The sequence below is a fragment of the Pseudomonas sp. C6002 genome (assembly GCF_013385805.1).
Taxonomy (GTDB): Bacteria; Pseudomonadota; Gammaproteobacteria; order Pseudomonadales; family Pseudomonadaceae; genus Aquipseudomonas.
In genome coordinates, this window is sequence record NZ_JACAPH010000013.1 from 35,043 (window position 1) to 61,478 (window position 26,436).

Here is a 26,436-nt window from a genome sequence, read left to right on the forward strand (position 1 = left end):
TCTGAGGACTCAGGCGAACACCACCACCGACTGGCGGCTGATAGCGATCAACTGGCCGTCGGGGCTCCACAACTGCGCAGCCGCATGGCCATAGCCATCGCGGGCGTGCTCGATGTGGACCAGGTATTGGCACCAGTCCAGGGTGCTCAGGTTTTGCAGCGGTTGGACAAACTCGATGGTCCAGGTCAGGGTGCTGCCGGCCGCCGGTTGTTTCAGGTGCGGCAACACCGACGGTGGCCACGCATCCACCAGCGCGAGGATGTGCGCTTCGGTCAGCGGCTCTTCTTTTACATCGCCACGCAAGCGCACCCAGCCGCCCATCTCCCGGGATGTATTGCCGGTGAACGGCAGGCCACCGACGCTCCAGCGCATCGCCAGGTGGCGCATGAACTCCGGCGTCACACCTTTGATGTAGGGCAACTCCTGGCATTCATCCCAATGCTTGAAGGTGGGCGCCGGTTCGGCGGCGACGTCAATCTGCGAAGGCCGTGATGCGCCAAAACTGGCCTGCACCAGGGTCATCGTTTCACCGTTCTGCACCACACGTCCCAGCACTTGGCTGACGGCCTTGCCTTCGCGCAGCACTTCGACTTCGTAGCGGGCCGGCACGTCCGGCGCCACCGGGCCCACAAAGGTGATCGCCAGTGAGCGCAACGGGCGATCCGCCGGGACTTTCGCCCGCAAGGCCTCGTACTCCAACGCCGCAACCAGCCCGCCAAAGCTGGCGCGGCCCTGGGCCCATTCGGCCGGGATCGAAACGTCCAACGGGTGGCTGCGGGCAGCGTCGAGCAAATCACTAAAGCGCATGGCGGTCTCAACTTGAAAAAGGAGTTGAGGGATCTTAACCAGCCGGCCTACACCATGCAGCGCCTATTCCGGCCAAAATCCCGGACAGATAGGTCGCAGGGTCAAGCGAAGCAGTCGGCGTTCAACTTATCCAAAACCCGATCCGCCTGCCCTTCCGCCTCGGCCATGGTGCGGTGCCAACCAGGCACGCACGGCTGCAAATCGGGCTCGTGCCCGGCTTGCGCCAGCCATTGCCAGCAATCGTGCCAATCACCCAGGGCGCCCTGGGCCGCCTTGAGACGCGATATGGCTTTGGGCGGTAGCTTGTTCAGCTCGGGATAAGCCTCGGCCGCATAACGCACGCGCTTGATCAACAGGCGCAGGCGATGACGGTCGTGGTTGGGGTCGTGCAGCGCTTCGCCGAGCTTCTTCCATTGCTTGGCCAGGCGTTTTTCAATGCGCGTGCGCAGGCCATTGAGCAATTTCTGCCGTTGGGAGGCGCGGATAAAGCGGGGGAATGCTTCGAGGATCAACAGCAGTTGCGCCAGCTCAGGCCCTTGTGCAACCGAGCGGTAGGTGGCCGGCTGCTGCCGGATACGCCGCTCGGCCGCCTCATGATGGCCGTGTTGGTGGAGGTACGCCGCCAGCACTTCGCGGTCGCGAAACGGCGTGGTCAGTTGGCCGACGGCACTGGCGGCCGCCTCGAGTTGCTCGACACCGGGCAACCCACGCAATGGCCGCAACAGGCTGCGCAAGCGCCGCACCGTGGTGCGCAGATCATGCAGGGCCTCGTCGTCCGTGACGGCGGCGAGGCGCGCCTGGCAGCTCAGTAACCCAACTTCCAGGCCGATGACCTGCGCGACTAGCTGATCGACCAAGGCTGACATCCTTTCCTCCTCAATGATTAAACCTTCGGGCTTGAGGCCGCCGACGCAACCTCGTTGCACTCGACAACTGCTACGCGGGGTTAGCGCCCGGCGCGCGACTCACGAATATAGAAGCGGGCTTTCTCGGCCTTGGTCGAGCAGCCTTCGAAGGCTTCGAACTGCTGCTGGGTCTTGGCGCCAGTCAACAACGACAGAGCCTTGGAGTAACTCACGGTGCCGGCGAAACCTTCGGCCTTGGCCAGGTCCAGCTCGTGCCACGCAGCATCCAGTTGCGTGCCGCAGCTGTCGCGATAAGCGGTTTTCCCGGCACAACCGGCCAGGGCCAACACGATCACAGGCACACACATCCAGGCTTTCATCAAATGACACCTCAAGAAAAGAAAAAACAGTCACAGGTGTAGACGTTGCCTACACCGAAAAGTGCCTTATCCGACTGCCTGAATCCGCAGTCCCGATTGCCAGAGCATACCCGAGCGTGGTGGCCCGCTCGCGAAAATAATCGGTTGTGACAGTGATGATTGAAGCGCGCCCCTCGATGGGTGCATTGTGGTCACCTGTTTTGCGAAGGATCAGGTCATGAAGAAACGTGTTGCATTGGTGCTGGGCTCCGGCGGCGCCCGGGGCTACGCCCATATCGGCGTGATCGAGGAAATCGAAAAACGCGGCTACGACATCGCCTGCATTGCCGGTTGCTCCATGGGCGCCGTGGTGGGTGGGATCTATGCCGCGGGCAAGCTGGAAGAGTACCGAAACTGGATCGAAAGCCTCGACTACCTGGACGTACTGCGCCTGGTAGACGTGAGCTTTCGCCTGGGGGCGATCCGTGGCGAGAAGGTGTTCGGGCAGATCCGCAAGATCGTCGGCGAGATCAATATCGAAGACCTGCGCATTCCCTACACCGCCGTGGCCACGGACCTGACCAACCAGCAGGAAATCTGGTTCCAGGAAGGCTGCCTGCACCAGGCCATGCGGGCCTCGGCGGCGATTCCCAGCCTGTTCACCCCGGTGATGCAGGGCAATCGCATGCTGGTGGACGGCGGCTTGCTGAACCCTCTGCCGATCGTGCCGGTGGTGTCGAGCCACTGCGACCTGATCATTGCGGTCAACCTCAACTCCACCAACCAGAAGCACTACAAGCTTCCGGTGATCCAGCGTCCGCCGGCGTTCAGGAGCCGCTTCGACAACCTGGTGCGTTCACTGGGTTCGCACTTGCCGTTTCGGCGCAAGCAGGCCGAGCAGTTATTGATGCTGGAACAGGAAGCGCTGCTGGCCCAGGCTGCCGATATCAACCCGTGGCTGGACTCTGCCGAACCCGAGGCGCAACAACCGGCGGCGGCACCGGAAAAGGCCGGGGCGCCAAAGTCGGCGACCGGCTCGTTCATCATCGATAACGTGGGGCCTGCATCGCTGCTGGATTTGATCAACCAGAGCTTTGAGGTGATGCAGACGTCATTGGCGCAGTACAAGATCGCCGGGTATCCGCCGGATATTCTGATCAACGTGCCGAAGCGCGTGTGCCGGTTTTTCGAGTTTTACAAAGCGCCGGAGTTGATCGCGCTGGGGCGGGAGATCGCGAGCGATACGCTGGATCGTTACGAGAGCGAGCAACACTGAGGTTTTATAAGCAGGGCTTGTGTGGCGAGGGAGCTTGCTCCCGCTGGAGTGCGAAGCGCTCCCAGGATTCTGGGGCTGCTGCGCAGCCCAGCGGGAGCAAGCTCCCTCGCCACAGGTGAGCTAACGCTTCAGGCTTCGGTGTTCAATAGCCGATACCCAACACCGGCCTCAGTCACGATAAACCGTGGTTGGGTCGGATCATCCGCCAGTTTCTGGCGCAGATGCCCCACCACAATCCGCAGGTAATGGCTGTCTTCGGTATGGGTCGGGCCCCAGATATCCTTGAGCAGTTGCTGCTGGGTGATCACCCGCCCGGGATGCCGCGCCAGTTGCGCCAGTACCGCGTATTCCTTGCGGGTCAGCGCCACTTCGACACCGTCCAGCAGCACCCGCCGATAAGCCAGGTCTACCGTCAGCGGGCCAAAACGTAGTGCCGCTTCCTGGGCCTCCCCCGCCGGCGCCTGGCGCAACAACGCCCGCACCCGTGCAAGAAACTCCTGGATGCCAAATGGCTTGGTCACATAGTCATTGGCGCCGTTGTCCAGCGCCTCGACTTTTTGCACTTCACTGGCTCGCACCGACAACACCAGTACCGGTACCGTGGACCACTCACGAAACTCGCGCAGCACCTGCTGGCCGTCCATGTCCGGCAGGCCGAGGTCAAGCACCAGCAGGTCCGGTTTACTCAAGGCGGCCTGCGCCAGGCCTTCGTTGCCGGTGCCGGCCTCGATCACTTTGTAGCCCTGGGAGGCCAGGCTGATACGCAAGAACTTGCGGATCTGCGGTTCGTCGTCAATGACCAAAATCGTCGCAGTCTGGCTCATGGTGTCCAATCAAAATCCGTGAAGAAAAGAGGGTAGCTCAAGGTTCGCTTTCCAGGCCAGGCTGAGCCTGCAATGGCAGGAATAAAGTGATGCAGGTGCCACGGCCCTCAATGCCGTCGGCCACGCTGATATGCCCGCCGTGGGCGCCGACCATGCCCTGGCAGATCGCCAGGCCGAGCCCGGTGCCCTGCCCGCCGCGATCCCCCCTGGCGGCGGTGTAGAACATATCGAAAATCTTCGCCCGCTCCTCCTCGGGAATCCCCGGTCCCTCATCGGCAACAGCAAAAAACAACTGGTTATCCTGCACGCCCGCGCTGAGTTTCAGCCGGCCTTGTGGCGGCGAGAAGCGTGCGGCATTTTCCAGTACGTTGACCAGTGCTTGCTCGATCAACGCGGCATGCACGTAGAGCAGCGGCAGCTCGGGCGGCACGTCGGTGATCACCTGCAGCGGCGCCAATACCGCACGCAAGCGGCCCAGGGAGCTGCCGACGATATCGCCGGGTGACACCCAGTCCCGCGCCAGCTTCAGCGCGCCGTGGCCCAGACGAGTCATGTCCAGCAGGTTCTGGATGTAGCGATCCAGGCGCTCAGCCTCATCGCGAGTGCCTTCCAGCAGCTCCCGGCGATCTTCCAGGGGAATCGCCTCGCCGAGGGCCAGCAGGCTGTCGATGCTGCCACGCATGGAGGTCAGCGGTGTGCGCAAATCGTGAGACACCGAGGCCAGCAAGGCGCTGCGCAATTGCTCGGTTTCGCCGTGCAGGCGCGCGGCTTCCAGCTCCTGGCCGAGTTGTGCACGGGCCAGGGCTTGAGCCAATGGCTGACTCAAGGCCGTGAGCAGGCGACGGCGCTGGCCGCTCAGTTCAAGCCCGGCTTTCGGGCTGACACCCAGCAGGCCCAACGGGCCTTCTTCGCCGGACAACGGCCACCACCACCAGCGCCCGAACGGCAAGGTGCCGGTGCCCATGCCGGCCGGCTGATCGTGCTGCCAGGCCCAGTCGGCGGCGGCGCGTTCGGCTTCGGTAAAGGTGATCGGGCCACCGGTCTCGACCTTCCAGTCGCCCTGCCCGTCGCGGTTGAGCAGGCACAATTGCAGGTCGCTCCAGCCTTCCAGATGATGCGCGGCGGCACTGATCACTGCCTGGCGATCGGTGGCGGCGGTGAGTTTGCGGGACAGGTCGAGCAGCTCGGTGGTTTCTTCCTGGGTATCGCGCAACGCCTGCAACTGCCGGCGCTGGCGTGCAGCGAGATTACCGGTGAGCGCCGCCATCAGCAGGAAGAACAACAGCGTCAGCACGTCTTCTTCACGCTGGATCGCGAAGGAGAAATTCGGCGGGATGAACAGGAAGTCGTAGCTCAGGAATGACAGCGCCGCACACGCCAGCGCCGGCCCCAGGCTACTGCGCACCGCCACCAGCAATACGGCGGCGAGGAACACCAGCGAGATATTCGGCAACGGCAAGGCACTGGCGACACCCCATGCGACTGCGGCCGCGATCACGGTCGCCACCACCGCCAGGGCATAGTCAAACCACACCAGCCCACGCACATCCGGCAGGCGTGGCGGAGCCGGCACTTCGTCACTGTCGAGGACGTTGATTTCCAGGCCCCGGGCATTGCGCAACAAACGCGACGCCAGGCCACCACCAAACACGGTGCGATGCCAGCGCGGCCGGGACTGCCCCACCAGAATCAAGCTGGCGCGACGCTCGGCGGCGTGCTGGATCAGGGTCTTGGCCACCTCCCCCGCTCGCAGCAACACCACTTCACCGCCAAGACGCTCGGCCAGTTGCTGGGCGTTTTGCAGGCGCAGGCGCGATTGTTCATCCCGCACCCGGCCGTTATCCACATGCACCAGGCTCCACGGCAAATGCCGACGCTGGGCTACGCGGCTGGCATGACGCACCAGGCGTTCGGCCTGGGCATCTCCATCCACGCCCACCAGCAAGCGGCCACGCACAGCCGGTGCGGCCTGACCCAATTGGCGATAACCCTGGGCCAGGTCATCGTCGACATGGGCCGCGGCGGTTTGCATCGCCAGCTCGCGCAGGGCCATGAGGTTGGTCTGGGTGAAGAAGGCATCGATGGCAGCACGGGCCTGTTCCGGCACGTAGACCTTGCCGTCCCGCAGGCGCTCCAGCAGTTCCCGGGATGGCAGGTCGATCAGCAGCAGTTCATCGGCTTCCTGCAAGACCCAGTCGGGCAAGGTCTCGCGCACTTGCACGCCGGTAATGCCGCGCACCTGGTCGTTGAGGCTTTCCAGGTGCTGGACGTTGACCGTGGTGAAGACGTTGATGCCCGCCGAGAGCAATTCCTGGATGTCTTGCCAGCGTTTTTCGTGGCGGCTGCCGGGGGCGTTGCTGTGGGCCAGTTCGTCCACCAGCACCAGTTTGGGCTTGGCGGCGAGCAGGCCGTCGAGGTCCATTTCCTCCAGCATCACGCCGCGGTATTCGGAACGCAGCAGCGGCTGTTGTGGCAAGCCGCTGAGCAAGGCTTCGGTCTCGGCGCGACCGTGGGTTTCCACCACGCCGGCGATCAGCCGCACGCCCTGGCGCAGCTGGGTGTGGGCGGCCTGGAGCATGGCGTAGGTCTTGCCCACGCCGGGCGCGGCGCCGAGGAAGACTTTGAGCCGGCCACGGCCGTCCCGGGGTAGATCGGCTAACAGGGCATCGGCGCGGCCGGAGTCGCTCATGCGGGCGGTCTTCCTTCAGGTGTTGATGTGGGTTTCTTGAGTCCGCCTTCGCGAGCAAGCCCGCTCCCACATTTGACCGCATTCCAAAGGTGAAACTCAGTCGAATGTGGGAGCGGGCCTGCTCGCGAAAGCGGCGCCACGGCTTACAGTTTTTCCAAGGCCATGTTCAACGCCAGCACGTTCACCACCGGCGGCCCCACCAGCGGGCTTTCGATGTGCTCATCCATCAAGCGCTGCAGGGTCGCCACCGGCAGATTACGCGCGGCGGCTACCCGGGCCAGTTGATAGGCAATTGCCTGCGGTGGCAAGTGTGGATCAAGACCGCTGCCGGAGGTAGTCAGCAATGCCATCGGCACCGGTCCCTGGTCTGGCACCAGCATTTTCCTGGCATCGTCAAATACACGAGTGGCCAGTGCGGGGTTGCTTGGGCCGAGGTTGCTGGCGCTGCTGGAAACCGTAGCAAACGCACCGGCAGATGGCCGTGGGTGGAACCAGCCGTCACCGGTGAAATCCTGGGCAATCAGGCTCGAACCGCGAACCTTGCCGCTGGCATCGTGCACCAGGCTGCCGTTGGCCTGGTCAGGGAACGCGACTTGCGCCACGCCGGTAACAACCAGGGGATAGGCCACGCCGGTGATCAGGCTCATCAACACCAGCAGGCTCAGGGCCGGGCGGATAATGTTGGACATTTCAAATTCCTCAATTCGGTCATTGCAACCTGCAGGCACCGGTTTGCCGGTACCTGCGGGCATCGAGTCAAACCAGGTGCAGCGCGGTCAACAGCATGTCGATCGCCTTGATGCCCACGAACGGCACCACGATCCCGCCCAGGCCGTAGATCAGCAGGTTGCGACGCAGCAACGCCGCCGCACTCGCCGCCTGTACGCGTACACCGCGCAGCGCCAGGGGGATCAGCACCACGATGATCAGCGCGTTGAACACGATGGCCGAGAGGATCGCGCTCTGCGGGCTTTGCAGGTGCATCACGTTGAGCACACCCAGTTGCGGGTAGATCGAGGCGAACAGCGCCGGCAGGATCGCGAAGTACTTGGCCACGTCGTTGGCGATGGAAAAGGTGGTCAGCGCACCACGGGTCACCAGCAATTCCTTGCCGATCTGCACCACGTCCAGCAGCTTGGTCGGGTCGCTGTCGAGGTCGACCATGTTGGCCGCTTCACGGGCGGCTTGCGTGCCGTCGTTCATTGCCATGCCGACGTCAGCCTGGGCCAGCGCCGGGGCGTCGTTGGCGCCGTCGCCGCACATCGCAACCAGGCGACCATCGTTCTGTTCGTGACGAATGCGCGCGAGTTTTTTCTCCGGAGTAGCCTCGGCCAGCACGTCATCCACGCCGGCTTCAGCGGCAATCGCGGCGGCGGTCAGCGGGTTGTCGCCGGTCACCATCACCGTGCGAATCCCCAGCTTGCGCAGCTCGGCAAACCGTTCGCGGATGCCGGGCTTGACCACGTCCTTGAGGTGAATCGCGCCGAGCAACTTGCCGTCGGCACACACCAGCAATGGCGTGCCGCCGCTCTGGGCGATCTTGTCGATTTCCCGCGACAGCGCCGGTTGCAGGTCGCGGCGTTGCAGGCCAATGAACGCCAACAGCGAATCCACGGCGCCCTTACGGAACACACGGCCCTGGTAGTCGACGCCGGACAGGCGGGTTTCCGCGCTGAACGGTACCGAGGTCAGCTCATCCGTCGACGGCTCGGCTTGTGGGTGCTGGCCGCGCAGGTATTCGACGATGGACTTACCTTCGGCCGTGTCGTCCGCCAAGGATGCCAGCAGCGCGCCCTCAGCCAGTTCCTTGCCGCTGACACCCGGCGCGGCGATCACGTTGGTGCAACGACGGTTACCGAAGGTGATGGTGCCGGTCTTGTCCAGCAACAGCACGTGCACGTCCCCCGCCGCTTCCACTGCGCGGCCGGACTTGGCGATCACGTTCAGACGCACCAGGCGATCCATGCCGGCAATACCGATGGCCGACAACAGGCCGCCGATGGTGGTCGGGATCAGCGTCACCAGCAGCGCCACCAGGAACACCAGCGGCAGGTTGCCATTGGCGAAGTGGGCGAACGGCTGCAGGGTCACCACCACCAGCAGGAAGATCAGCGTCAGGCCGATCAGCAGGATGTCCAGCGCGATTTCGTTGGGGGTTTTCTGGCGTTTGGCGCCTTCCACCAGGGCGATCATGCGGTCCAGGGTCGACTCGCCCGGGTTGGCGGTGATGCGAATCATCAACCAGTCCGAGACCAGGCGGGTATTGCCGGTGACGGCCGAGCGGTCGCCGCCGGATTCACGGATAACCGGGGCCGATTCACCGGTGATGGCCGCTTCGTTGACCGCGGCAATCCCTTCGATGACTTCGCCGTCACCCGGGATCATTTCCCCGGCGACCACGCGTACCACATCACCTTTGCGCAGGCTGGTGGCCGGCACGACCTTGAAGCTGCCGTCGGCTTCCTTGCGGCGGGCGCTGAGGCCCTCGCTGCCGGCCTTGAGGCTGTCGGCGCGGGCCTTGCCGCGGCCTTCAGCCAAGGCTTCGGCGAAGTTGGCAAACAGCACGGTGAACCACAGCCAAACGGCGATTTGCACGGCGACGTAGGTCGGTACGGCAACATCCGGCACGAAGCACAGGATGGTGGTGAGGATCGCGGTCAGCTCGACCACCAGCATCACCGGCGAGCGTTGCAGCTGGCGCGGGTCCAGCTTGACGAACGCCTGGACCAGCGCCGGGCGCCACAGGGCCGACATTGCGGTTTTGGCCGGCTCCTGGGTTTTCACCGGAGCCGCGTTTTTTGCAGGCATATTCATTTTCATATCCCCTTAGAAGCCCATGCTCAGATGTTCAGCGATAGGCCCAAGTGCCAGCGTCGGCAGGAAGGTCAGGCCGCCCACCAGCAAAATGGTCACGGTCAACAGGGTCACGAACAGCGGGCCGTGGGTCGGGAAGCTGTTCTGGCCAATCGGTGCGGTCTTCTTCATCGCCAGGCTGCCGGCCAGGGCCAGTACCGGGAGGATGTAACCGAAGCGACCAAGCAACATCGACAGGCTCAACATCAGGTTGTGGAACGCGGTGTTGGCACTGAAGCCGCCGAACGCCGAACCGTTGTTGGCACTGGCCGAGGTGTAGGCGTACAGCAACTGGCTGAAACCGTGGGGGCCAGGGTTACTGATGGCACCGGCCGGGCCAGGCAGGCTGGCGGCGATGGCACCGAGTACCAGGGTGCCGACCGGCATCACCAGCAAGGTCACGACCAGCAACTGCACTTCCTTGGCCTGGAGTTTCTTGCCGAGGTATTCCGGTGTACGGCCAATCATCAAACCGGCGAGGAACACCGCGATCAACACGTTGAGCAACATGCCGTACATGCCGGCGCCGACGCCGCCGAAGATCACTTCGCCGACCATCATGTTGACCAGCGACACCATCCCGCTCAGGGGGTTGAGGCTGTCTTGCATACCGTTGACCGAACCGTTGGACGCGGCGGTGGTCGCCACCGACCACAACACGGTGCCAGTGGTGCCGAAGCGCGCTTCTTTACCTTCCTGCGGCGCGGCCTGTTCAACCGCCGGGTTGTTCAGCGCCGGGTTGGGTTGGTACTCGGCCCACATCGCGGTAGCACCGCCGATGATGAACAGGGCCAGCATGCAACCGAGGATCGCCCGGCTCTGACGCAGGTCTTTCACGTAGTGGCCAAAGGTGAACACCAGCGCCACCGGAATCAGGATGATCGCGCCCAGCTCAAACAGGTTGGCCCAGGCAGTCGGGTCTTCGAACGGATGCGCCGAGTTGACGCCGAAGAAGCCACCACCGTTGGTGCCCAGTTGCTTGATCGCAATCTGGCTGGCAGCCGGGCCCAGTGGGATGACCTGGTCAACGCCCTGCATGGTGACCGCGTTCACATAGTGAGCGAAGGTTTGTGGCACGCCCTGCCAGACCAGGAACAACGCGAACACCAGGCACAACGGCAACAGGCCGTAGAGCGTGGCGCGAGTCATGTCGACCCAGAAGTTGCCCAAAGTCTTGGTGGATTTGCGACCGATCCCACGGCACAACGCGACCAGTACGGCGAGGCCGGTGGCGGCACTGACGAAGTTCTGCACGGTGAGGCCGACCATCTGACTGAGGTAGCTCAGGGACGCTTCACCGCTGTAGTTCTGCCAGTTGGTGTTGGTCATGAAACTGATGGCGGTGTTGAACGCCAGGGTCCATTCCTGACCCGGCAATTTCTGCGGGTTCAGCGGCAGGTATTCCTGGAACAGCAGGATCGCGAACAGCAGCACGAAACCGGCAAGGTTGAACGCCAGCAACGCCAGCGCGTATTTCTGCCAGCTCTGTTCCTGGTCCGCATCGACACCCGAAAGGCGATAGCACACGCGCTCGACCGGGCCGAACACCGGCGTGAGCCAGGTTCGCTGCCCTTCCATTACCTTGTAGTAGAACCGCCCCAGGGCCGGTGCCGGAATCAGCACCAAGGCAAAGAAGGCGATGATCAGCCAATAGTCATAACTGTGCATAGCCTGCTCCTAGTTCCGATCCGCGCGTAACAGCGCAACCAGCAGATAAATGAACAGCGCCACAGCCAACAGCAGTGACACCCCGTCCAGAACGCTCATGGAAGTTTCTCCGTCGTGCGGCGACTGCCGCGTGTAGGAGGATTGTCCGCAGGAGTGGCGTAAAGGAACGAGAGCGACGGTATGGGTGGGGCGTAAAGACGGCGTAAAGAGTGGGTTTATGCGGGGTTTACGGGGGTATGCACTTCAAATGTGGGAGCCGGGCTTGCCCGCGATAGCGTCAGACCAGACACCAACGCCCTTATCTGGTGCAGCGCTTGAAATGATTCAAACGCCAAACCGTTCCCTCGGCGACAGTTCGGCGCCTTTACGACACGGCTTTGGTTAATGGCATGTCCGCTGCAATGCCCTGAAACATTCCAAACCGTTCAGGGAGCGCTACACGATGAACACACAACTCAAACCCACCTTGGGCACTCTGCATTTGTGGGGCATCGCAGTCGGGCTGGTGATTTCCGGAGAGTATTTCGGCTGGAGCTATGGCTGGGGCGTGGCGGGAACATTGGGCTTCCTGGTGACCTCGTTGATGGTCGCCGCCATGTACACCTGCTTTATATTCAGTTTCACCGAGCTGACCACCGCGATTCCTCATGCTGGCGGCCCTTTTGCCTACAGCCGCCGGGCGTTCGGCGAGAAAGGTGGCTTGATTGCCGGGCTGGCGACGCTGATCGAGTTCGTCTTCGCCCCACCCGCGATCGCCCTGGCCATCGGCGCATACCTGAACGTGCAGTTTCCGGCCCTCGATCCGAAACATGCGGCCGTCGGCGCCTACATTGTGTTCATGGGCCTGAACATCCTCGGGGTGAAGCTCGCCGCCACCTTTGAATTGGTGGTCTGCGTGCTTGCCGTGGCCGAGTTGCTGGTGTTCATGGGCGTGGTCGCTCCCGCCTTCAGCTTCAGCAACTTCGCCCTCAACGGCTGGGCCGGCTCCGACACCTTCGGCGCACCGGCGATCGCCGGAATGTTTGCGGCCATACCCTTTGCCATCTGGTTCTTCCTCGCCATCGAAGGCGCCGCCATGGCGGCCGAAGAGGCGAAAGATCCCAAGCGCACTATTCCAAAGGCCTACATCAGCGGCATCCTCACCCTGGTGATTCTGGCCATGGGCGTGATGTTCTTTGCCGGTGGCGTGGGTGACTGGCGCACCCTGTCGAACATCAACGACCCGCTGCCCCAGGCGATGAAAACCGTGGTCGGCGACAGCTCGGGCTGGCTGCACATGCTGGTGTGGATCGGCCTGTTCGGCCTGGTGGCCAGCTTCCACGGGATCATCCTGGGTTACTCCCGCCAATTCTTCGCCCTGGCGCGCGCGGGCTACCTGCCCTCCTTCCTCGCCAAACTGTCGCGCTTCCAGACGCCGCACCGGGCAATCATCGCCGGCGGCATCGTCGGCATCGCCGCCATCTACAGCGACGGGCTGATCAACCTGGGCGGCATGACCCTGACCGCCGCGATGATCACCATGGCGGTGTTCGGTGCCATCGTCATGTACATCATGAGCATGCTCAGCCTGTTCAAACTGCGCAAGACCGAGCCACTGCTGGAGCGGACCTTCCGCGCCCCGGGCTATCCAATCGTGCCGGGGATTGCGCTGGTACTGGCCGTGGTCTGCCTGGTGGCCATGGCGTGGTTCAACGCGCTGATCGGGCTGATCTTCCTGGGCTTCATGGTGGTGGGTTTTGTGTACTTCCAACTGACCGCGCAAGACCGCGCCGATGCACCGGCGGACGCTATGTTGACCGGGCTGTAAGGCTACCGGGGCAGAACGGGCCTACAATGAACTACTAAGAAAGCCCGTTACTCAAAGCAGTCATTACCGTGGGAAATTTCCCCACGGTTTGCTGCCTCAAGGAGAGCCCTATGCCGTGGTATGCCTGGTTGATTTTAGTGGTCGCGATCGGTTCGATCGTCGGTGGTTTGTTGATGCTGCGAGACAGCGCCAACAAGGTTGAATTGACTGATGAACAACGTAAGCGCGTGGCAGAACGCAATGCCCAAGCGGACGCCAAGGATGCGCAGGATCGCTGAGACTGAAGCGGCTCCCCGTTGAGCCGCACAATTTTGTAAACACCCGCGTATGCCCCGCCAAGCTTGGTTAATATGGCCTGATGTTTCGGAGGCCTTCCCATGCGCTATTCACAAGACCACAAAGCCCAAACCCACCGGCGCATCATCAAGGAGGCCTCGGTACGCTTTCGCCGCGACGGCATTGGTGCGACCGGCCTGCAGCCGCTGATGAAGTCGCTGAACCTGACGCATGGCGGGTTTTACGCGCACTTCAGGTCAAAGGACGAGTTGGTGGAAAAGGCGTTGCAAGAGGCCGCAGCTCAACTGGATGAACATTGCAAAAAGCTGTTCAGCCAACAGCGACCGTTGGACGCGTTCATTGATAGCTACCTGTCGCAATGGCATCAGACATCACCTCATGAGGGGTGCCCGCTGCCCACGATGTCTTCCGAGCTGGGGTTGCGCGGGCAGAACAGCAGGACGACGGATGAGGTGCTTAACGCCCGGCTCAAGCAGGTCGAAGCCGCCCTCGAGAGCCCGAATGCCCGCGAACAGGGCCTTGTGCTGATGTCGACGCTGGTGGGAGCGTTGGTGTTGGCAAGAAGTGTGGAGAGCGCCGAATTGGCCACGCGGATTCTTGATGTGGTGCGGGGGAGCTTGAAAGCGGGGTTCTGCGGCCAGAAGAAAGCCGGTCAATGACCGGCCTCCTCGCCTGCTTTTCAGATGTTCAATTGACCTCAAGCCTGTCGCGGTTCTTCTCCAGCAATGCCTTGCCGATACCTTTTACTTCCAGCAACTCATCTATCGCAGTGAAGGGCCCGTTGGTTTCGCGGTAAGCGACGATGGCCTTGGCTTTGGCTGCGCCAATGCCGAAGAGGTCCCGGCGCAGGGTTTCGGCGTCTGCGGAGTTGAGGCTGACCTTGGTGGTGTGGTCGACCTTGGTCATTTGTGTGGAAATGGAGGTTGGCGTTTCGGGTTTGGTGGAAGGTGCGGCAGTAGTGGCTAGGGAGAGGCTGGCAAGAAAGGCAAAGACAAAGGATGAGAAATAAGCTTTACGCATAGGTGACACTCCATGACATCGATAAGGGAAAAGCAGCTTTTCCGAAGCTGCTTTTCAAACTTAGGCGATGTTTGGGGAGAGTCAAAAATGGGTGAGTTACAGGGTGTGAGCTCAGGGCTCAAGACGACGCTGCTGGTAGATCCAGTCGACGATTTCACCGTCCGGGGAATAGCCGCTGACCGTTTCGCGCAGCAGCTGACGCACACGCGTGTAGTCATCCTGTTCAACGGCGCTGAGCAGCTCCGTTAAACGGGCCTTCAACACCTCCCAGGGCAAGTAGTCTTCATTGGCACTCATAATCATCGGGTGCGGCGTCGTGACTACGTTGTCGCCGATCAACAGTTCCTCATAAAGTTTTTCGCCGGGACGCAGCCCCGTAAACTCAATGGAGATGTCACCTTGAAGATTTTTATCAGAGCGAATACTCAAGCCGGAAAGGTGCACCATCTTCTCGGCCAGCTCGACGATTTTCACCGGCTCGCCCATATCCAGAACAAATACGTCACCGCCCAGCCCCATGGAGCCCGCCTGGATAACCAATTGAGCGGCTTCAGGGATGCTCATGAAATACCGGGTAATCTTGGGGTGCGTAACCGTCAGCGGGCCACCGGATTTGATTTGCTTGTGGAACAACGGGATCACTGATCCTGATGAGCCCAGCACATTGCCGAACCGCACCATGGTAAAGCGGGTCTTGTTCACACGGGAAACATTCGAAGTCTCACCGAATAGCACCGGAGCAATTTCACTGCTGAGCGCCTGCAGTGTCATTTCTGCGAGACGCTTGGTGCTTCCCATTACATTGGTGGGACGCACCGCCTTATCAGTAGAAATCAGCACGAAGTTCGCCACATTGGCGCGTAAAGAGGCTTGCGCGGCGCTCAGTGTGCCCATCACATTATTCAGCACGCCTTCAGCAATATTATGCTCGACCATCGGTACATGCTTGTAAGCCGCCGCATGGTAGACCGTGTTCACGCGCCAGGTTTTCATGACGTCAAAGAGCTTTTCCTGATTGCGCACAGAACCCAGGATTGGCAATAACTTAACTGAAAGCGACTCACGCACGATTCGCTGCTCAAGTTCTTGCAGGATGCTGTAGAGATTGAACTCGCTATGCTCATACAACAGCAGTGTCGTGGGTTGCAGCGTGAGAATCTGCCGGCAAAGCTCAGACCCGATTGAACCGCCCGCCCCGGTTATAAGAACCGACTGCTCCTTGATGCAATGTTCAAGCAGCTCGTCCTGAGGAGGGACAGAGTCACGGCCCAACAAGTCAGCAATATCAACTTCCTGGATATCATCGACTTTCACTCGCCCGCTGGCCAAATCCATAAAACCGGGCACGCTTTGCACATGGAGTGCGAACCCCTCCAGGAAGGTCAATATCTCCCGGCGGCGCCCACGATTGGCAGACGGAATGGCGAGAAGAATCTGCTGGGCACCGGTGACGTCAACCATCTGCTGGATATGCTTTGGCTTATAGACATGCAAGCCTGAAATCACACGATCGGCAATGCTGCTGTCATCATCAATAAAGGCGACAGGACGCAACAGCCTCCCCATGCGCAATGCAGCAACCAATTGATTACCGGCTGCCCCCGCACCATAGATGGCCACCTTCGGCAGTCCATCATCTCGATTGGTAAAAGGAACATGTTGCGCAGCCGCGAACCAGTCTCCCAGGAAATACTGGCGCATCGCGAGGCGTAGCCCCCCGATCATGACCATGCTCAACCACCAGTAATTGAAGATGACCGAGCGTGGAACAAACAACTGATGGTTGCCGCTCCAGTAAACAACCAGCGCGAGAATCAACGATGACAGGCTGACGGCCTTGATAATTGCGATCAGCGCATCGTTTCCAAAATAGCGCATGACTGCACGGTACATACCAAACCGTACAAACAGCGGAATAGCGATGACCGTGGCGCTCAGGAATAGCCATAGGTATTCAGTGAAAGGATTGATCAGCTCATCAATCCCCAAACGAACGACAAAGGCCATCCAAAGGGCAAACCAGACAAGAAAAACGTCGGTCACTACCTGGAAGGCACGTTTCTGCCGCCGCGTTAAACCCAGTAATAAGGTTCTCAACTTATCCATAACGCCTTGAAACACCTCTGTTACTCCTAAAGTACATCCGCCACCACCATGGATGATTCCAAGGGACTTCATACCATGATGATGGAAAATTCCATTTGACTGGCCCGCAGCTCAAATCCTTCTGCGTTGCAAACAAAGACGGGCATTCCTGACTGTCTAACTGATTACTCTTCGGTAGCCAACTGCATAACGGTCTTGAGCACCGAGCATGTCTTGTCGATCTCATGCTGCGTCAACGTCGGGTGCACGAGAAACATTACACTTGTTTCGCCGAGCTCCCGTGCTACCGGCAACCGGCTCGCCGGACGCCAGCCAGTATTGTCAAACGCCTTCTCCAGATAGACCTCGGAGCAGGAACCGGAAAATACCGGAACGTCTCGTGCCGAAATCTCCGCCAGAATACGATCACGATCCCATCCGGCCTTGAGAGCCTGAGGCTCGACAAACACGTAGCACTTATACGCCGCGTGAACACTGCCCTCAGGCATGATTGGCACACGCAAGCCTTTGAGTTGGCTGGCGCACTCCCATATCTGCCCGGCATTCGCCAGCCGGCTGGCCTGCCAATCGGTCATGCGCTTGAGCTGAATCCGACCGATGACGGCCTGAACCTCGAGCATTCTCCAGTTCGTACCGAAGCTTTCATGCAACCAGCGAAAACCAGGAGGATGGTTACGTTCGTAGACAGCTTCCCAGCTTTTGCCATGATCCTTGAACGACCACATGTCCGACCACAACTTACGATCGTTGGTTGTGACCATTCCGCCCTCGCCACCTGTGGTCATGATCTTGTCCTGACAAAAGGACCAGGCAGAGATATGGCCAATTGACCCCACCGGGCGCCCCTTGTAACGGGCGCCATGGGCCTGGGCACAATCTTCGATCACTTTAAGGTCGAATTCCTCGGCCAGGGCCATGATCGGATCCATATCGCAAGGCCAGCCAGCCAAATGCACACAGATTACGGCCCGGGTGCGAGGAGTCAGTACAGCGCGGATAGTCTGCGCGCTGAAGTTTTGCGAATCGCGATCCACATCGGCGAAAACCGGAACAGCCCCGGCATTCACAATGCTCGAGACGGAAGCAAGAAACGTGCGTGAGGTGACAATCACTTCATCGCCAGCACCGATACCCAACGCCTTCAAGGCAAGGTCCAGGGCAACCGTTCCGTTAGCCAGGCCGATGGCGTATTCGGTGCCCGCCCATGCAGCGAACTCCTTCTCAAACTCACGCCCCTGTGTACCGGTCCAGTAGTTGACCTTATTGGACAGAATCACATCACGTACGGCGTCAGCTTCCTCTTCAGTAAAAGAAGGCCAAGGAGAAAATGGTGAATTCAACACAACCAGTACCCGTCAGTTTTCATTCGAAAATATGAAAGACTCGTCACTACGAGCCCCGTTGCAATTCGCTCAATCCGCTGTTCGCGCGGCGACGACTTTTCAAGAGCCGTCCAATAACCTGGCCGGCACTCCGGCGACCGTAACCTTGTCTGGCACGTCTCTGACAACTACGGCACCCGCACCAACCATGACCTGTGAACCGATGCTCACGAGTTGTCGTATGCAGGCACCTATGCCAATCCAGCTCAGATCCTGTACGCAGACGCCCCCTGCAAGCCGGGCGCCGGGGCTGATGTGCACACACGACCCCAATAGACAATCGTGGTCGACACTGCTGCCCGTATTGAGAATAGCGCCCCTGCCAACTTTGGCATCGGCGTTTACCACCGCGCCAGCAAACACCACCGACCCCTCACCAAGCGTGGCATACCGGCTGACGGTTGAATCCGGATGGCGCAGCGTTACCAGCGTAGCGCCTGCCGCCTTCAGCTGGTCCAGTTTTGCCTGGCGAACCCGATTATTGCCGATCGCCACCAACACACCGTCATATTCATGCACAGCCGCCAACAGTCTCTCGGTGTTGCCTACGACGCTCCAGGCACCATTTCGAAGCAAACCGGGCCAGGCGTCATCAAAGAATTCAATCGTGTCCCAACCGCAGCATTCGGCCGTATCCGCGACGACTTTGCCATGGCCGCTTGCACCCAGCACCGCAAGGCGGCTCATGGCTTGGAGCCCGTGAACTTCGATGCTGTAGCTTCGCCTTCGGCACTGATACCGTCACGCACCAGAACTTTCTTGATCGTCAGGAAAATCACCTTCATATCCAGCCAAAAAGACTGATTATCGACATACCAGGTGTCCAGCTTGAACTTTTCTTCCCAGCCTATTGCGTTGCGCCCGTTGACCTGTGCCCAGCCGCTGACGCCAGGGCGAACCTCATGGCGACGATATTGTTCGGCGCTGTAGAGAGGCAGGTATTCCATCAGCAACGGTCGCGGGCCCACCAGGCTCATATCGCCCTTGACCACATTCCACAACTCAGGCAATTCATCCAGGCTGCTGGATCGCAGAAAACTGCCAAAGGCTGTCATGCGCTGGGAGTCTGGCAAAGGCTCACCGTTTGCGTCATGAGCATCACGCATCGTACGGAACTTGATCATTTCGAACGGTTTGCCATTCCGACCTGGTCGAACCTGACGAAAGAGAACGGGAGATCCCAATTTCTTGCGAATGTTCCAGGCAATTACTGCTATGACCGGAGAAAGCAGAATTAGTCCAAGCAACGACGCAAATAAATCAAAACCACGCTTGATCATCTGGCAACACCCTCCAGCCAATCCACAAACCGGTCAGCCAATTTACGTCGGTCAAACTCTCTGACCGCCAATTCTCTGCCTCGTGCGCCCTTCGCCCGCAGCTCGTCACGATCATCTGCCGCCTGTATCAACGCATCTGCGAAAAGCGCAGCATCATCTGGAGGTACGACAAAACCGCAGTTCTCGGTGGAAATCATCTCGGCGAGCCAGCCCGGGTAGTTATTTAAAACAGGCAACCCTGACGCGATATAGTCGAAAAACTTGTTAGGCGACGTTCCGTAGTAAAAGGCCGGTACGTTTGCCAATATCTGCAGCCCCAGGTCCGCGCTGGCCATCAAACCGGACAACCGGGCCTTGTTCACCGGGTCATGAAATATCACATTGTCCAGCTGCTCTTCCGCTGCACGCTTCTGAAGCGCGGGCTTGAGCTTGCCCTGCCCGATCAAAACCAGCCGGATATCATCGCGCTTACGCAGTTTAAGCTCTCGAGCCGCATCGAGCACCGCGTCCAGCTTGTTGGCCACTCCATGAGTACCCGCGAAAACCGCTACCAGATGGCTTTTATCCACTCCAGCCGGCAACCATGGCTCAGCAGGCGTGTTGAAAATATCAAGGTCACAACCGTTTGGGATCATTTCGATTCGATCACGCGCCACACCGCGGTGCGCAATTCCATCCACAATACCTGGAGACAATCCAATGACCCGGTGAGCCGAGCGATAACTTGCCCACTCAAGAAAAGACATGGCGGCAAGGATTACCGGATTACGAATGACGCCCATCGCTTTCGGCAGCTCGGGCCAGAGATCCCGGACCTCAAATACAAACGGCTTATTGCGAAACCACCGGGCGAATATCCCGGGGATACCGGCTGTCAATGGCGTCGTGGTCGCAAAGACCAGGTCGTAACGCTCGGTTAGCGCAATACCGATACTGCGCACTGCAAACTTTAAAAAGCTGAGCGCTCGAACGAACAGGCCATCGCTGTTGGAGTACGCCAGGTCAAATTCGATGATCTCGATACCGTCGACGGTACCTTTGCGTTTTCCACCAACGAAAGGGCTTTCCAGCCCCGTTTGGCCACCACCGTAGCTGCCGCAGACCATCGTCACCTGATGCCCCCTGGCAACCAGGCGGCGGGCCATCTCATAGGACCGGATACCGGTCGCTCCTTTCGGAGTAGAAAAATGCTGATGAAAATAAAGGACTTTCATGTCTACCAGTGATACTCCGTAGTCAAAACGCCCGCCGAAGTCACCTCAACCTCAAGCACCGGCACTTCAGTTTTTTGTAAGTAGTAACGAGACTCCCAACCCTGGACGAGCGCTCGTCGCACGATAGGCATGCTGCCTGCAACCGACAATCGATGGGAGCCGTTGGTCAGGACGTCGCCCTCAAGCCGCCAGTCCCCCGGCTGCAAACGCCAGCGTAGAACTGCACGATCCTTGAATCCGCTAAATTCATCCCTGACCAGCATGCCGGTGTCGCTCAGGCTCACATGCCGCTTATGACGGACGCCGTTACCGTCGATATACGTGGCGCCGCAGGCGCTTGTTCCAGCCTGCTCAACCAGGCTTTCGACCTGGCGCGTACGCAACCACTCCCCGAACAGAAACCGGCTGAGCCTCGGCATCTGGTCTCGCCCATCAAATTGAAGGGTGTTGTGGCTGGCGGTACCCGGAAAATAACTCAGCCACTGGGCAGAGGTGTTGTAGCTGAAGGTACCTGCATCCCGGAGCAGGTTAATGCCTGCACGCCATAGATCCACATGCAGGGCATCGGCCTGGCTGGGGCGAAACCGGAAGCGCGGGTAGCGCAATACAGCGAAGGTTTGTTCACGCCGCAACAATGCATAACCACCCTGATCAAACAGCTGGCTACCTGGACGCTCCGCTACCGCCGATGGGCCGGGCAGCAGCAGCCATTGCAGTGGCAAATCCCATTCACCTGCCGCCTCATAGGCTCTCTTTCCGGCAAACAACGCCATGGACAACTGGACCGAAGGCCTGAAGTCGCGATAGTCCGTATCCGTCAGTGGCAGCAGCCGGGCACCATCATTTGCGCCAATGTTCGGAGCATCTCCAGTGTGCTCGTCGACCAACGAAAATAACCAATGCGCGGCTGTGCGAGCCCTGAGTTGGAACGTGGCGGAGAACGCCGGGAGCCCCAGCTTGTTTCTCCAGATTTCAACCATGGAAAATGTGTCGAGCATCACCCGATGATAATTGACGGAGTACTGGCTGAAACTGCCATCTTGCTCGATCAGCCGAGCGGCCCGGTTTTCGAGCCATTTGCGCCCCAATCGCTGCCAGCGTTCGCCCTCGGGGCAACCGCTTGAGGTCAACCAACTGCCGCCGACAAAAAGTGCAGCCGCCTCGGAAGTCCCGTGGTTATTGTCCTGAGCCATCGCATAGCTCAGCGTCGGCTCGATACGCTTGAGGTGCAGTCGGACCAGATCCACAAGCCCCGGCAACGGGTTGGCAAACTGTTCGACAATGACCGAACTCATCGCCAGGTGCAGGACACGAATGGACGCCTCCTGACCGCACTTCCAGTTCGGACCGCAATAGGGAGGATTGTTGACACACCAATCCGTCAACCAACCGTTTAACTGCGCCGTCCCTGAAGACCCGCCAACACAGGACTTCTGGGCAAAGACCAACGTCCAGTCAAATCGCGAAGCTTCCCAGATATTCTTGATATCACCGACAGCGGCATCAAAATCAGGAATCCGCCACCATTCCCGGCCGGGATCAGGCACTCGAACTCCATTCAGCGGATTCAAATGCCAGTCAGGGGGTGCGTCCGATACCGGGCACTCCCAGAACCCGAAATACCGGACCTGGGAATCCCATTGGGACGCACATGGCAACGAGCCGGCCTGCCTCGCACTTTCCGCAAAAAACGGGCCTTGAGGAATTTCAGCCCGAAGGCGTCGGACCGGGTTCAAGCCAGTCTTGACCCCGAGCCGATACGTCAATGCACGCGCCAGATTGCCAAAACCGAGAGCTATCGCAGTTTTGGCTTTAACAAGAAGAAGGCTCATTGCTCGCGCAGAATCCGGGCAACTTCAATGCTCACGCGCGCCACTTCGAAAATCTCATCGGAAGTGATCGGCGTGACCGCCCCGTTTTGCACCGCTGCCAGGAAAGCTGCAGCGCACTCGCTTTGCCCCTTGTTCTGTTTCCAGAGATTCAGCTTGCTGAAGCCCGGCCAGCCGAAACCCTTCAACTTGCGGAAGTTATCCAGTTGCAGGACGCGTCCGGCAGCGAAAACTTCAACTCGCTCTTTTGGAAAGCTTGAAGCGCCATTGGCCAGATAGAGGATGGTGCCGAAAGAGCCATCCTCAAACCCCAGGGTGATCGCCGCTTTATCTTCCGTAATGGCAACAGCAGGCGTATCGCCCATTCTGCGGGCCTGGATCGAAACAATTTTGCTGCCCGCGAGAAAACGCATCAGGTCGATGAAATGACACGCTTCGCCAATAATGCGCCCACCGCCGACTGACGGGTCCTGGGTCCAGTGATTTGCGGGAATCGCTCCGGCATTCATCGTCATGATGAAAGACTTGGGCTCTTTTACAGCCGAGAGCAACGCCTTCATCTTTTGCACCTGCGGCGAAAAGCGTCGATTGAACCCCACCATCAAATGTGGCTTGAGCCCTTGTTCGACAGCCTTTCGATAGGCCTCTTCAACCGTTGCCAGATCCTGGGCTTCAATGGCCAATGGCTTTTCGACGAACACATGTTTACCCGCCTCCAGCGCTTGCGCGACAAAACGGGCATGGCTGTCGTGCCGGGTGACAATTGCAACAGTGTTGATCGTGCTCTCGCCAAGCATCGCACTGATATCAGTCGAGGCTTGTGCAAATCCGGCCTTGCTGCCGTGTATTACACCGTTGATGCCACCGGCAGTCACAATCGTATGGAACTGAGCCCCCGCGGCCTTGAATGCCGGTATCAGCATTCTTGATGCATAGTTTCCTGCACCGATGAAGCCCACCACGGGTTTGACCGGGTCGAAACTGGCTACCGCACCAGGTGCCAGCACCACTTCCTTGATGTTTCGCTCGGTCTCTTCCGAGGTGTACTGAAGAATGATGCCCAGCGCCGAATTATCCGTCGTAAGCGTCTGATAGGCATCCGCGGCGTCTTCGAATGCAACCCGATGGGAGATCAACGAGTTGACCTCCAATTGGCCGCTGGCGAGCATGTCCAGGACGGCTTCGAAGTTGCGCTGCTCAGTCCAGCGAACGAAACCTATCGGGAAGTCGTTGCCTTGATCTTCGTAACTCGGATCGTAGCGCCCGGGCCCGTAAGAACATGAAACCTGGAATGTCAGTTCCTTCTCATAGAAGTCGGCTCGACTCAACTCAAGCCCGGTTACCCCTACCAGAACAATGCGCCCACGCTTACGGCACATGTGTGCCGCCTGGGTGACCGGGTCGGACGACTTGGTCGACGCCGTAATGATGACGCCATCCACCCCTCTTCCGCGGCTGAATGTCATTCCCGCCGAAACAACATCTTCGCCCTTGCCGGGGTTGCAGGTTTCGGCGCCATAACTGCGAGCCAATGCCAGCTTTTGCTCATCGAAGTCAACGGCAAGTACCCGGCAGCCTTGAGCCCGCAGGAGCTGGACCGTCATCAGTCCGATCAGGCCTACGCCGGTGACTACAAAGGTTTCACCCAATGTCGGCTGAGCCAGACGAATGCCCTGCAAGCCGATGCTGGCAAGCACGGTAAACGAAGCGGCTTCGTCGCTGACCGAGTCCGGAATCAAGGCACACAGATTCTTGGGAACAACAACGATATCGGCATGAGGACCATTGGAAACCACACGGTCGCCCGGCTTGAACCCGGACACATCATTGCCCACGGCACCCACAACACCCACGTTGCAGTATCCAAGCGGCAACGGCTGCGCAAGCTTCGAGCGAACGGCTTCCACCGTTGTCGCCAAGCCATCGGTCTGGACCTTTTGCAGAACCATGCGGACCTTGTCAGGTTGCTGGCGAGCTTTTTCCAACCAGTTGGCACGGCCAAACCCTACCAGCATGCGTTCCGTGCCAGCAGAAATCAGCGTATTGGTTGTATGGATCTTTAGCGTGCCACTACGAACGGCGGGAGCGGGTGCATTAACCAATGACGTCTCACCGCTAGCCATGTTCTGAACAACCTGCTTCATGCATTCACACCAATAAAGTTAAAAATTCACTCATCACTGAGAAACTTGTATAGAGCTATGTATCCTACCATCGGATAAGGCCGTGGCGTCGCCGCCCACTCAACCGTCGAGGGCGAAATCGCCGTCCAGATACTGTTTGCACCAGAGTTCCATGCAAACGATGCCGAACAACGTATAAGCAGCGTCTATCCGGCCTGAACGATCTGCTTCGATCAGATGCGCCACCGCCTTGGGATCGAATATCCCCCTTTTCAGCAGGGATGCAGGAGAAAGCACCTCATCGACCAAAGGCTTCAGGCGTCCTTGCAACCAGTTGCGAAGCGGTACGCCGAAGCCCGTCTTGGGCCGGTAGATGACGTCGTGAGGCAGATAGGGTTCCATGGCCTTCTTGAAAATCCATTTCCCTTCCCGGCCTTTTTGCTTGATATCCGATGGCAGTGAGCCAGCCAGGCGGACCAGGTCAAGATCCAGCAGCGGCACACGCACTTCAACGCCCGTCGCCATACCCATCTTGTCGGTGTAGTTGAGATTGTGATCGGTGAGAAAATGCTTGCACTCCAGGGTGAGCATTTTATCAAGGGGCGTGGCATCCGAAGGCAGCCGCGAAAGTGTTTCTCGCATCGGCGCAAACAAATCATTGGCCGCCAGCTGGCGTCGCAAGTCTGGCGCCAACAGGCCATACGCCTGTTCAGGTTCAAGCCAGAGGAAATAACTGATCAAGCGATCATCAGCAGGCAAGTCCGCATAGCGAAAAGCCTTCCCGAGACGACGAGACAGCGGAGAGGATGCAGGAAGCAGGTTTGAACTGCTGGCCAAAACCGAACGCAGCGGTCGAGGCATTCCGCCCCACCAACGCTCTTGCGCCAACGCGAAATGACGACGATAGCCCGTGAAAATATCATCTCCCCCGGCACCCGACAGCAGAACCTTGATGCCGTTCTGGCTTGCCAGTTCCGAGATGAACAACGCATTCAGCGCCGCCGGATCCGGCGTAGGTTCATCGAGCAGATAAACCATTTCAGGCAGACGATCCATCATCTCATCGCCGACGCCTACGACATGCAGGTCGACATCCAGATGCTTGGCAACGCGCTGTGCGTACGGAAGGTCATCGGCGAACCCCTCGTTCGCAGTGGAGCCGTTGTCTACTCGGATACTGAAGCACTGCAACCGCCCCTTATCACGCATTTCCTGCGCTGCAAACGCGACGATGGCACTGGAGTCCAAGCCGCCTGACAAGAATGAGCCCAAGGGTACGTCGGACACCAACTGACGCTGGACGGCAGTCCTGACGGCATCGGCGACATCAACAGCGACATCAGCAACCGTTTTTGTCAGGGGTTTCTCGGAAATCGGCAGTTCGTAGTAAAACCAGCTCTTCTCGATATGCCCATTACGGACGCATAACGCTTGGCCAGGTAAAACCTTTTTGATATCCCGCACGATCGTCCGATCACCCGGCGACCAGAGAAAACCAAGGTGCGCGAGTACGGCTTGCGGGTCGATTTCAGTTTTACTGAAGCCGCCTCGGATCAAGCCCTTCATTTCACTTGAAAATGCAAAACAACCATCACTGGAATGGATATAGAGGGGTTTGACGCCCATCTGATCTCGAGCCACCCAAAGCGTTTCAGTGTCGCGTTCCCAGAATACGACCGCGAAAATCCCGTTCAAGCGGTTTAAACACTCAATCCCATAACGACAGAACAGTGCGAGCAATACTTCGGAGTCGGACTGGCTGGAAAAATGATCACCCGCCGCTTCGAGATGAGCCCTTAACTCCCGAAAGTTATAGATTTCACCGTTAAACACCATGACCACTCGCCCATCGGCGGAGACCATGGGTTGGTGACCGGCGGAAGTGGTATCGAGAATGGAAAGGCGCACCTGGCCCAACCATACACCAACGTCGGTATCGGCCCAGACGCCTTGATCATCAGGCCCACGACGTCGAATAAACGAAAGCGCTGAAGAGAAGTCAATAGATTCCCGCGTTCCGTTGTGAATGTAGCCCAAAATTCCGCACATATCAGTTT

22 protein-coding genes are annotated in these 26,436 nt (G+C 59.3%); 4 read left to right on the plus strand and 18 right to left on the minus strand.

Annotated elements, in window-relative coordinates:
• Window positions 1-9 precede the first annotated feature (9 nt).
• The 3 genes from HX817_RS07700 to HX817_RS07710 all read right to left on the minus strand — a co-directional run bounded on the left by HX817_RS07700 (window position 10) and on the right by HX817_RS07710 (window position 2,032).
• On the minus strand, window positions 10-807 hold the full coding sequence (locus HX817_RS07700) for an acyl-CoA thioesterase II (protein WP_008437738.1): 798 nt from the start codon (window positions 805-807) through the stop codon (window positions 10-12).
• A 101-nt stretch (window positions 808-908) separates the two neighbouring features.
• On the minus strand, window positions 909-1,673 hold the full coding sequence (locus HX817_RS07705; protein WP_177036261.1) for a CHAD domain-containing protein: 765 nt from the start codon (window positions 1,671-1,673) through the stop codon (window positions 909-911).
• 80 nt (window positions 1,674-1,753) lie between these two features.
• The gene (locus HX817_RS07710) at window positions 1,754-2,032 is read right to left on the minus strand and encodes a hypothetical protein (protein ID WP_003218744.1); all 279 of its coding nucleotides are present in this window, start codon (window positions 2,030-2,032) and stop codon (window positions 1,754-1,756) included.
• Window positions 2,033-2,249: 217 nt separating this feature from the next.
• Between HX817_RS07710 and HX817_RS07715 the strand changes: the two genes are divergently transcribed.
• A complete protein-coding gene (locus HX817_RS07715; RefSeq protein ID WP_087693690.1) occupies window positions 2,250-3,287 on the plus strand; it encodes a patatin-like phospholipase family protein in 1,038 nt (345 codons plus the stop codon).
• Window positions 3,288-3,415: 128 nt separating this feature from the next.
• On the opposite strand, the gene HX817_RS07720 is transcribed toward HX817_RS07715, so the two are convergent.
• From HX817_RS07720 to kdpF, 6 genes are all read right to left on the minus strand, one after another.
• Window positions 3,416-4,111: a response regulator gene (locus tag HX817_RS07720; RefSeq protein ID WP_003218747.1), complete on the minus strand. Its 696-nt coding sequence runs from the start codon at window positions 4,109-4,111 to the stop codon at window positions 3,416-3,418.
• Between the two features lie 37 nt (window positions 4,112-4,148).
• Window positions 4,149-6,800 carry a sensor histidine kinase KdpD gene (locus tag HX817_RS07725; protein WP_177040070.1) on the minus strand — a complete coding sequence of 884 codons (2,652 nt, stop codon included), beginning with the start codon at window positions 6,798-6,800 and terminating at the stop codon, window positions 4,149-4,151.
• A gap of 143 nt (window positions 6,801-6,943) precedes the next feature.
• Window positions 6,944-7,489: a potassium-transporting ATPase subunit KdpC gene (gene kdpC / locus HX817_RS07730; protein WP_087693688.1), complete on the minus strand. Its 546-nt coding sequence runs from the start codon at window positions 7,487-7,489 to the stop codon at window positions 6,944-6,946.
• A 67-nt stretch (window positions 7,490-7,556) separates the two neighbouring features.
• A complete protein-coding gene (gene kdpB, locus HX817_RS07735; RefSeq protein ID WP_177019481.1) occupies window positions 7,557-9,614 on the minus strand; it encodes a potassium-transporting ATPase subunit KdpB in 2,058 nt (685 codons plus the stop codon).
• Between the two features lie 12 nt (window positions 9,615-9,626).
• Window positions 9,627-11,321, minus strand: coding sequence for a potassium-transporting ATPase subunit KdpA (gene kdpA / locus HX817_RS07740; protein WP_003218753.1), 1,695 nt, complete (start codon window positions 11,319-11,321; stop codon window positions 9,627-9,629).
• Window positions 11,322-11,330: 9 nt separating this feature from the next.
• Window positions 11,331-11,420: a K(+)-transporting ATPase subunit F gene (gene kdpF, locus HX817_RS07745; RefSeq protein WP_003218754.1), complete on the minus strand. Its 90-nt coding sequence runs from the start codon at window positions 11,418-11,420 to the stop codon at window positions 11,331-11,333.
• Window positions 11,421-11,763: 343 nt separating this feature from the next.
• On the opposite strand from kdpF, the gene eat reads away from it, so the two are divergent.
• From eat to HX817_RS07760, 3 genes are all read left to right on the plus strand, one after another.
• A complete protein-coding gene (gene eat, locus HX817_RS07750) occupies window positions 11,764-13,128 on the plus strand; it encodes an ethanolamine permease (RefSeq protein ID WP_003218757.1) in 1,365 nt (454 codons plus the stop codon).
• A gap of 110 nt (window positions 13,129-13,238) precedes the next feature.
• Window positions 13,239-13,406: a DUF2897 family protein gene (locus HX817_RS07755; protein WP_008437727.1), complete on the plus strand. Its 168-nt coding sequence runs from the start codon at window positions 13,239-13,241 to the stop codon at window positions 13,404-13,406.
• Window positions 13,407-13,505: 99 nt separating this feature from the next.
• Window positions 13,506-14,084 carry a TetR/AcrR family transcriptional regulator gene (locus HX817_RS07760; RefSeq protein ID WP_177019484.1) on the plus strand — a complete coding sequence of 193 codons (579 nt, stop codon included), beginning with the start codon at window positions 13,506-13,508 and terminating at the stop codon, window positions 14,082-14,084.
• A 28-nt stretch (window positions 14,085-14,112) separates the two neighbouring features.
• Here HX817_RS07760 and HX817_RS07765 read toward each other — a convergent pair whose 3' ends face one another.
• The 9 genes from HX817_RS07765 to asnB form a co-directional block, all read right to left on the minus strand.
• Window positions 14,113-14,445, minus strand: coding sequence for a ComEA family DNA-binding protein (locus tag HX817_RS07765; protein WP_008437725.1), 333 nt, complete (start codon window positions 14,443-14,445; stop codon window positions 14,113-14,115).
• Between the two features lie 111 nt (window positions 14,446-14,556).
• Complete coding sequence (locus HX817_RS07770; protein ID WP_177040071.1) at window positions 14,557-16,551, minus strand: nucleoside-diphosphate sugar epimerase/dehydratase; 1,995 nt, start codon at window positions 16,549-16,551, stop codon at window positions 14,557-14,559.
• Window positions 16,552-16,715: 164 nt separating this feature from the next.
• The gene (locus tag HX817_RS07775) at window positions 16,716-17,894 is read right to left on the minus strand and encodes a DegT/DnrJ/EryC1/StrS aminotransferase family protein (protein WP_177008085.1); all 1,179 of its coding nucleotides are present in this window, start codon (window positions 17,892-17,894) and stop codon (window positions 16,716-16,718) included.
• A 99-nt stretch (window positions 17,895-17,993) separates the two neighbouring features.
• Complete coding sequence (locus tag HX817_RS07780; RefSeq protein WP_177008086.1) at window positions 17,994-18,620, minus strand: acetyltransferase; 627 nt, start codon at window positions 18,618-18,620, stop codon at window positions 17,994-17,996.
• The gene (locus HX817_RS07785) at window positions 18,617-19,213 is read right to left on the minus strand and encodes a sugar transferase (RefSeq protein ID WP_177008087.1); all 597 of its coding nucleotides are present in this window, start codon (window positions 19,211-19,213) and stop codon (window positions 18,617-18,619) included. Before HX817_RS07785 ends, HX817_RS07780 begins: the two co-directional genes overlap by 4 nt.
• Window positions 19,210-20,427, minus strand: coding sequence for a glycosyltransferase family 4 protein (locus tag HX817_RS07790; RefSeq protein ID WP_177008088.1), 1,218 nt, complete (start codon window positions 20,425-20,427; stop codon window positions 19,210-19,212). The genes HX817_RS07785 and HX817_RS07790 overlap by 4 nt, the downstream gene beginning before the upstream one ends.
• Window positions 20,428-20,429: 2 nt before the next feature.
• A complete protein-coding gene (locus tag HX817_RS07795; RefSeq protein WP_371136004.1) occupies window positions 20,430-21,974 on the minus strand; it encodes a heparinase II/III-family protein in 1,545 nt (514 codons plus the stop codon).
• 281 nt (window positions 21,975-22,255) lie between these two features.
• Window positions 22,256-24,400, minus strand: a complete 2,145-nt coding sequence (locus HX817_RS07800; protein ID WP_032899671.1) for a bi-domain-containing oxidoreductase — start codon at window positions 24,398-24,400, stop codon at window positions 22,256-22,258.
• Between the two features lie 99 nt (window positions 24,401-24,499).
• Window positions 24,500-26,428 (minus strand): asparagine synthase (glutamine-hydrolyzing), encoded by a 1,929-nt coding sequence (gene asnB / locus HX817_RS07805; protein WP_177040072.1) that lies wholly within the window; start codon window positions 26,426-26,428, stop codon window positions 24,500-24,502.
• Window positions 26,429-26,436: the final 8 nt, after the last annotated feature.

Bases quoted from the DNA above. Each gene is read 5' to 3' on its own strand.
- HX817_RS07800 (WP_032899671.1), bottom strand. From the start codon at position 24,400: ATGAAGCAGGTTGTTCAGAACATGGCTAGCGGTGAGACGTCATTGGTT.
- HX817_RS07720 (WP_003218747.1), bottom strand. From the start codon at position 4,111: ATGAGCCAGACTGCGACGATTTTGGTCATTGACGACGAACCGCAGATC.
- kdpC (WP_087693688.1), bottom strand. From the start codon at position 7,489: ATGTCCAACATTATCCGCCCGGCCCTGAGCCTGCTGGTGTTGATGAGC.
- kdpB (WP_177019481.1), bottom strand. From the start codon at position 9,614: ATGAATATGCCTGCAAAAAACGCGGCTCCGGTGAAAACCCAGGAGCCG.
- HX817_RS07755 (WP_008437727.1), top strand. From the start codon at position 13,239: ATGCCGTGGTATGCCTGGTTGATTTTAGTGGTCGCGATCGGTTCGATC.
- eat (WP_003218757.1), top strand. From the start codon at position 11,764: ATGAACACACAACTCAAACCCACCTTGGGCACTCTGCATTTGTGGGGC.
- kdpF (WP_003218754.1), bottom strand. From the start codon at position 11,420: ATGAGCGTTCTGGACGGGGTGTCACTGCTGTTGGCTGTGGCGCTGTTC.
- kdpA (WP_003218753.1), bottom strand. From the start codon at position 11,321: ATGCACAGTTATGACTATTGGCTGATCATCGCCTTCTTTGCCTTGGTG.
- HX817_RS07770 (WP_177040071.1), bottom strand. From the start codon at position 16,551: ATGGATAAGTTGAGAACCTTATTACTGGGTTTAACGCGGCGGCAGAAA.
- HX817_RS07765 (WP_008437725.1), bottom strand. From the start codon at position 14,445: ATGCGTAAAGCTTATTTCTCATCCTTTGTCTTTGCCTTTCTTGCCAGC.
- HX817_RS07785 (WP_177008087.1), bottom strand. From the start codon at position 19,213: ATGATCAAGCGTGGTTTTGATTTATTTGCGTCGTTGCTTGGACTAATT.
- HX817_RS07790 (WP_177008088.1), bottom strand. From the start codon at position 20,427: ATGAAAGTCCTTTATTTTCATCAGCATTTTTCTACTCCGAAAGGAGCG.
- HX817_RS07710 (WP_003218744.1), bottom strand. From the start codon at position 2,032: ATGAAAGCCTGGATGTGTGTGCCTGTGATCGTGTTGGCCCTGGCCGGT.
- HX817_RS07700 (WP_008437738.1), bottom strand. From the start codon at position 807: ATGCGCTTTAGTGATTTGCTCGACGCTGCCCGCAGCCACCCGTTGGAC.
- HX817_RS07725 (WP_177040070.1), bottom strand. From the start codon at position 6,800: ATGAGCGACTCCGGCCGCGCCGATGCCCTGTTAGCCGATCTACCCCGG.
- HX817_RS07715 (WP_087693690.1), top strand. From the start codon at position 2,250: ATGAAGAAACGTGTTGCATTGGTGCTGGGCTCCGGCGGCGCCCGGGGC.
- asnB (WP_177040072.1), bottom strand. From the start codon at position 26,428: ATGTGCGGAATTTTGGGCTACATTCACAACGGAACGCGGGAATCTATT.
- HX817_RS07705 (WP_177036261.1), bottom strand. From the start codon at position 1,673: ATGTCAGCCTTGGTCGATCAGCTAGTCGCGCAGGTCATCGGCCTGGAA.
- HX817_RS07760 (WP_177019484.1), top strand. From the start codon at position 13,506: ATGCGCTATTCACAAGACCACAAAGCCCAAACCCACCGGCGCATCATC.
- HX817_RS07780 (WP_177008086.1), bottom strand. From the start codon at position 18,620: ATGAGCCGCCTTGCGGTGCTGGGTGCAAGCGGCCATGGCAAAGTCGTC.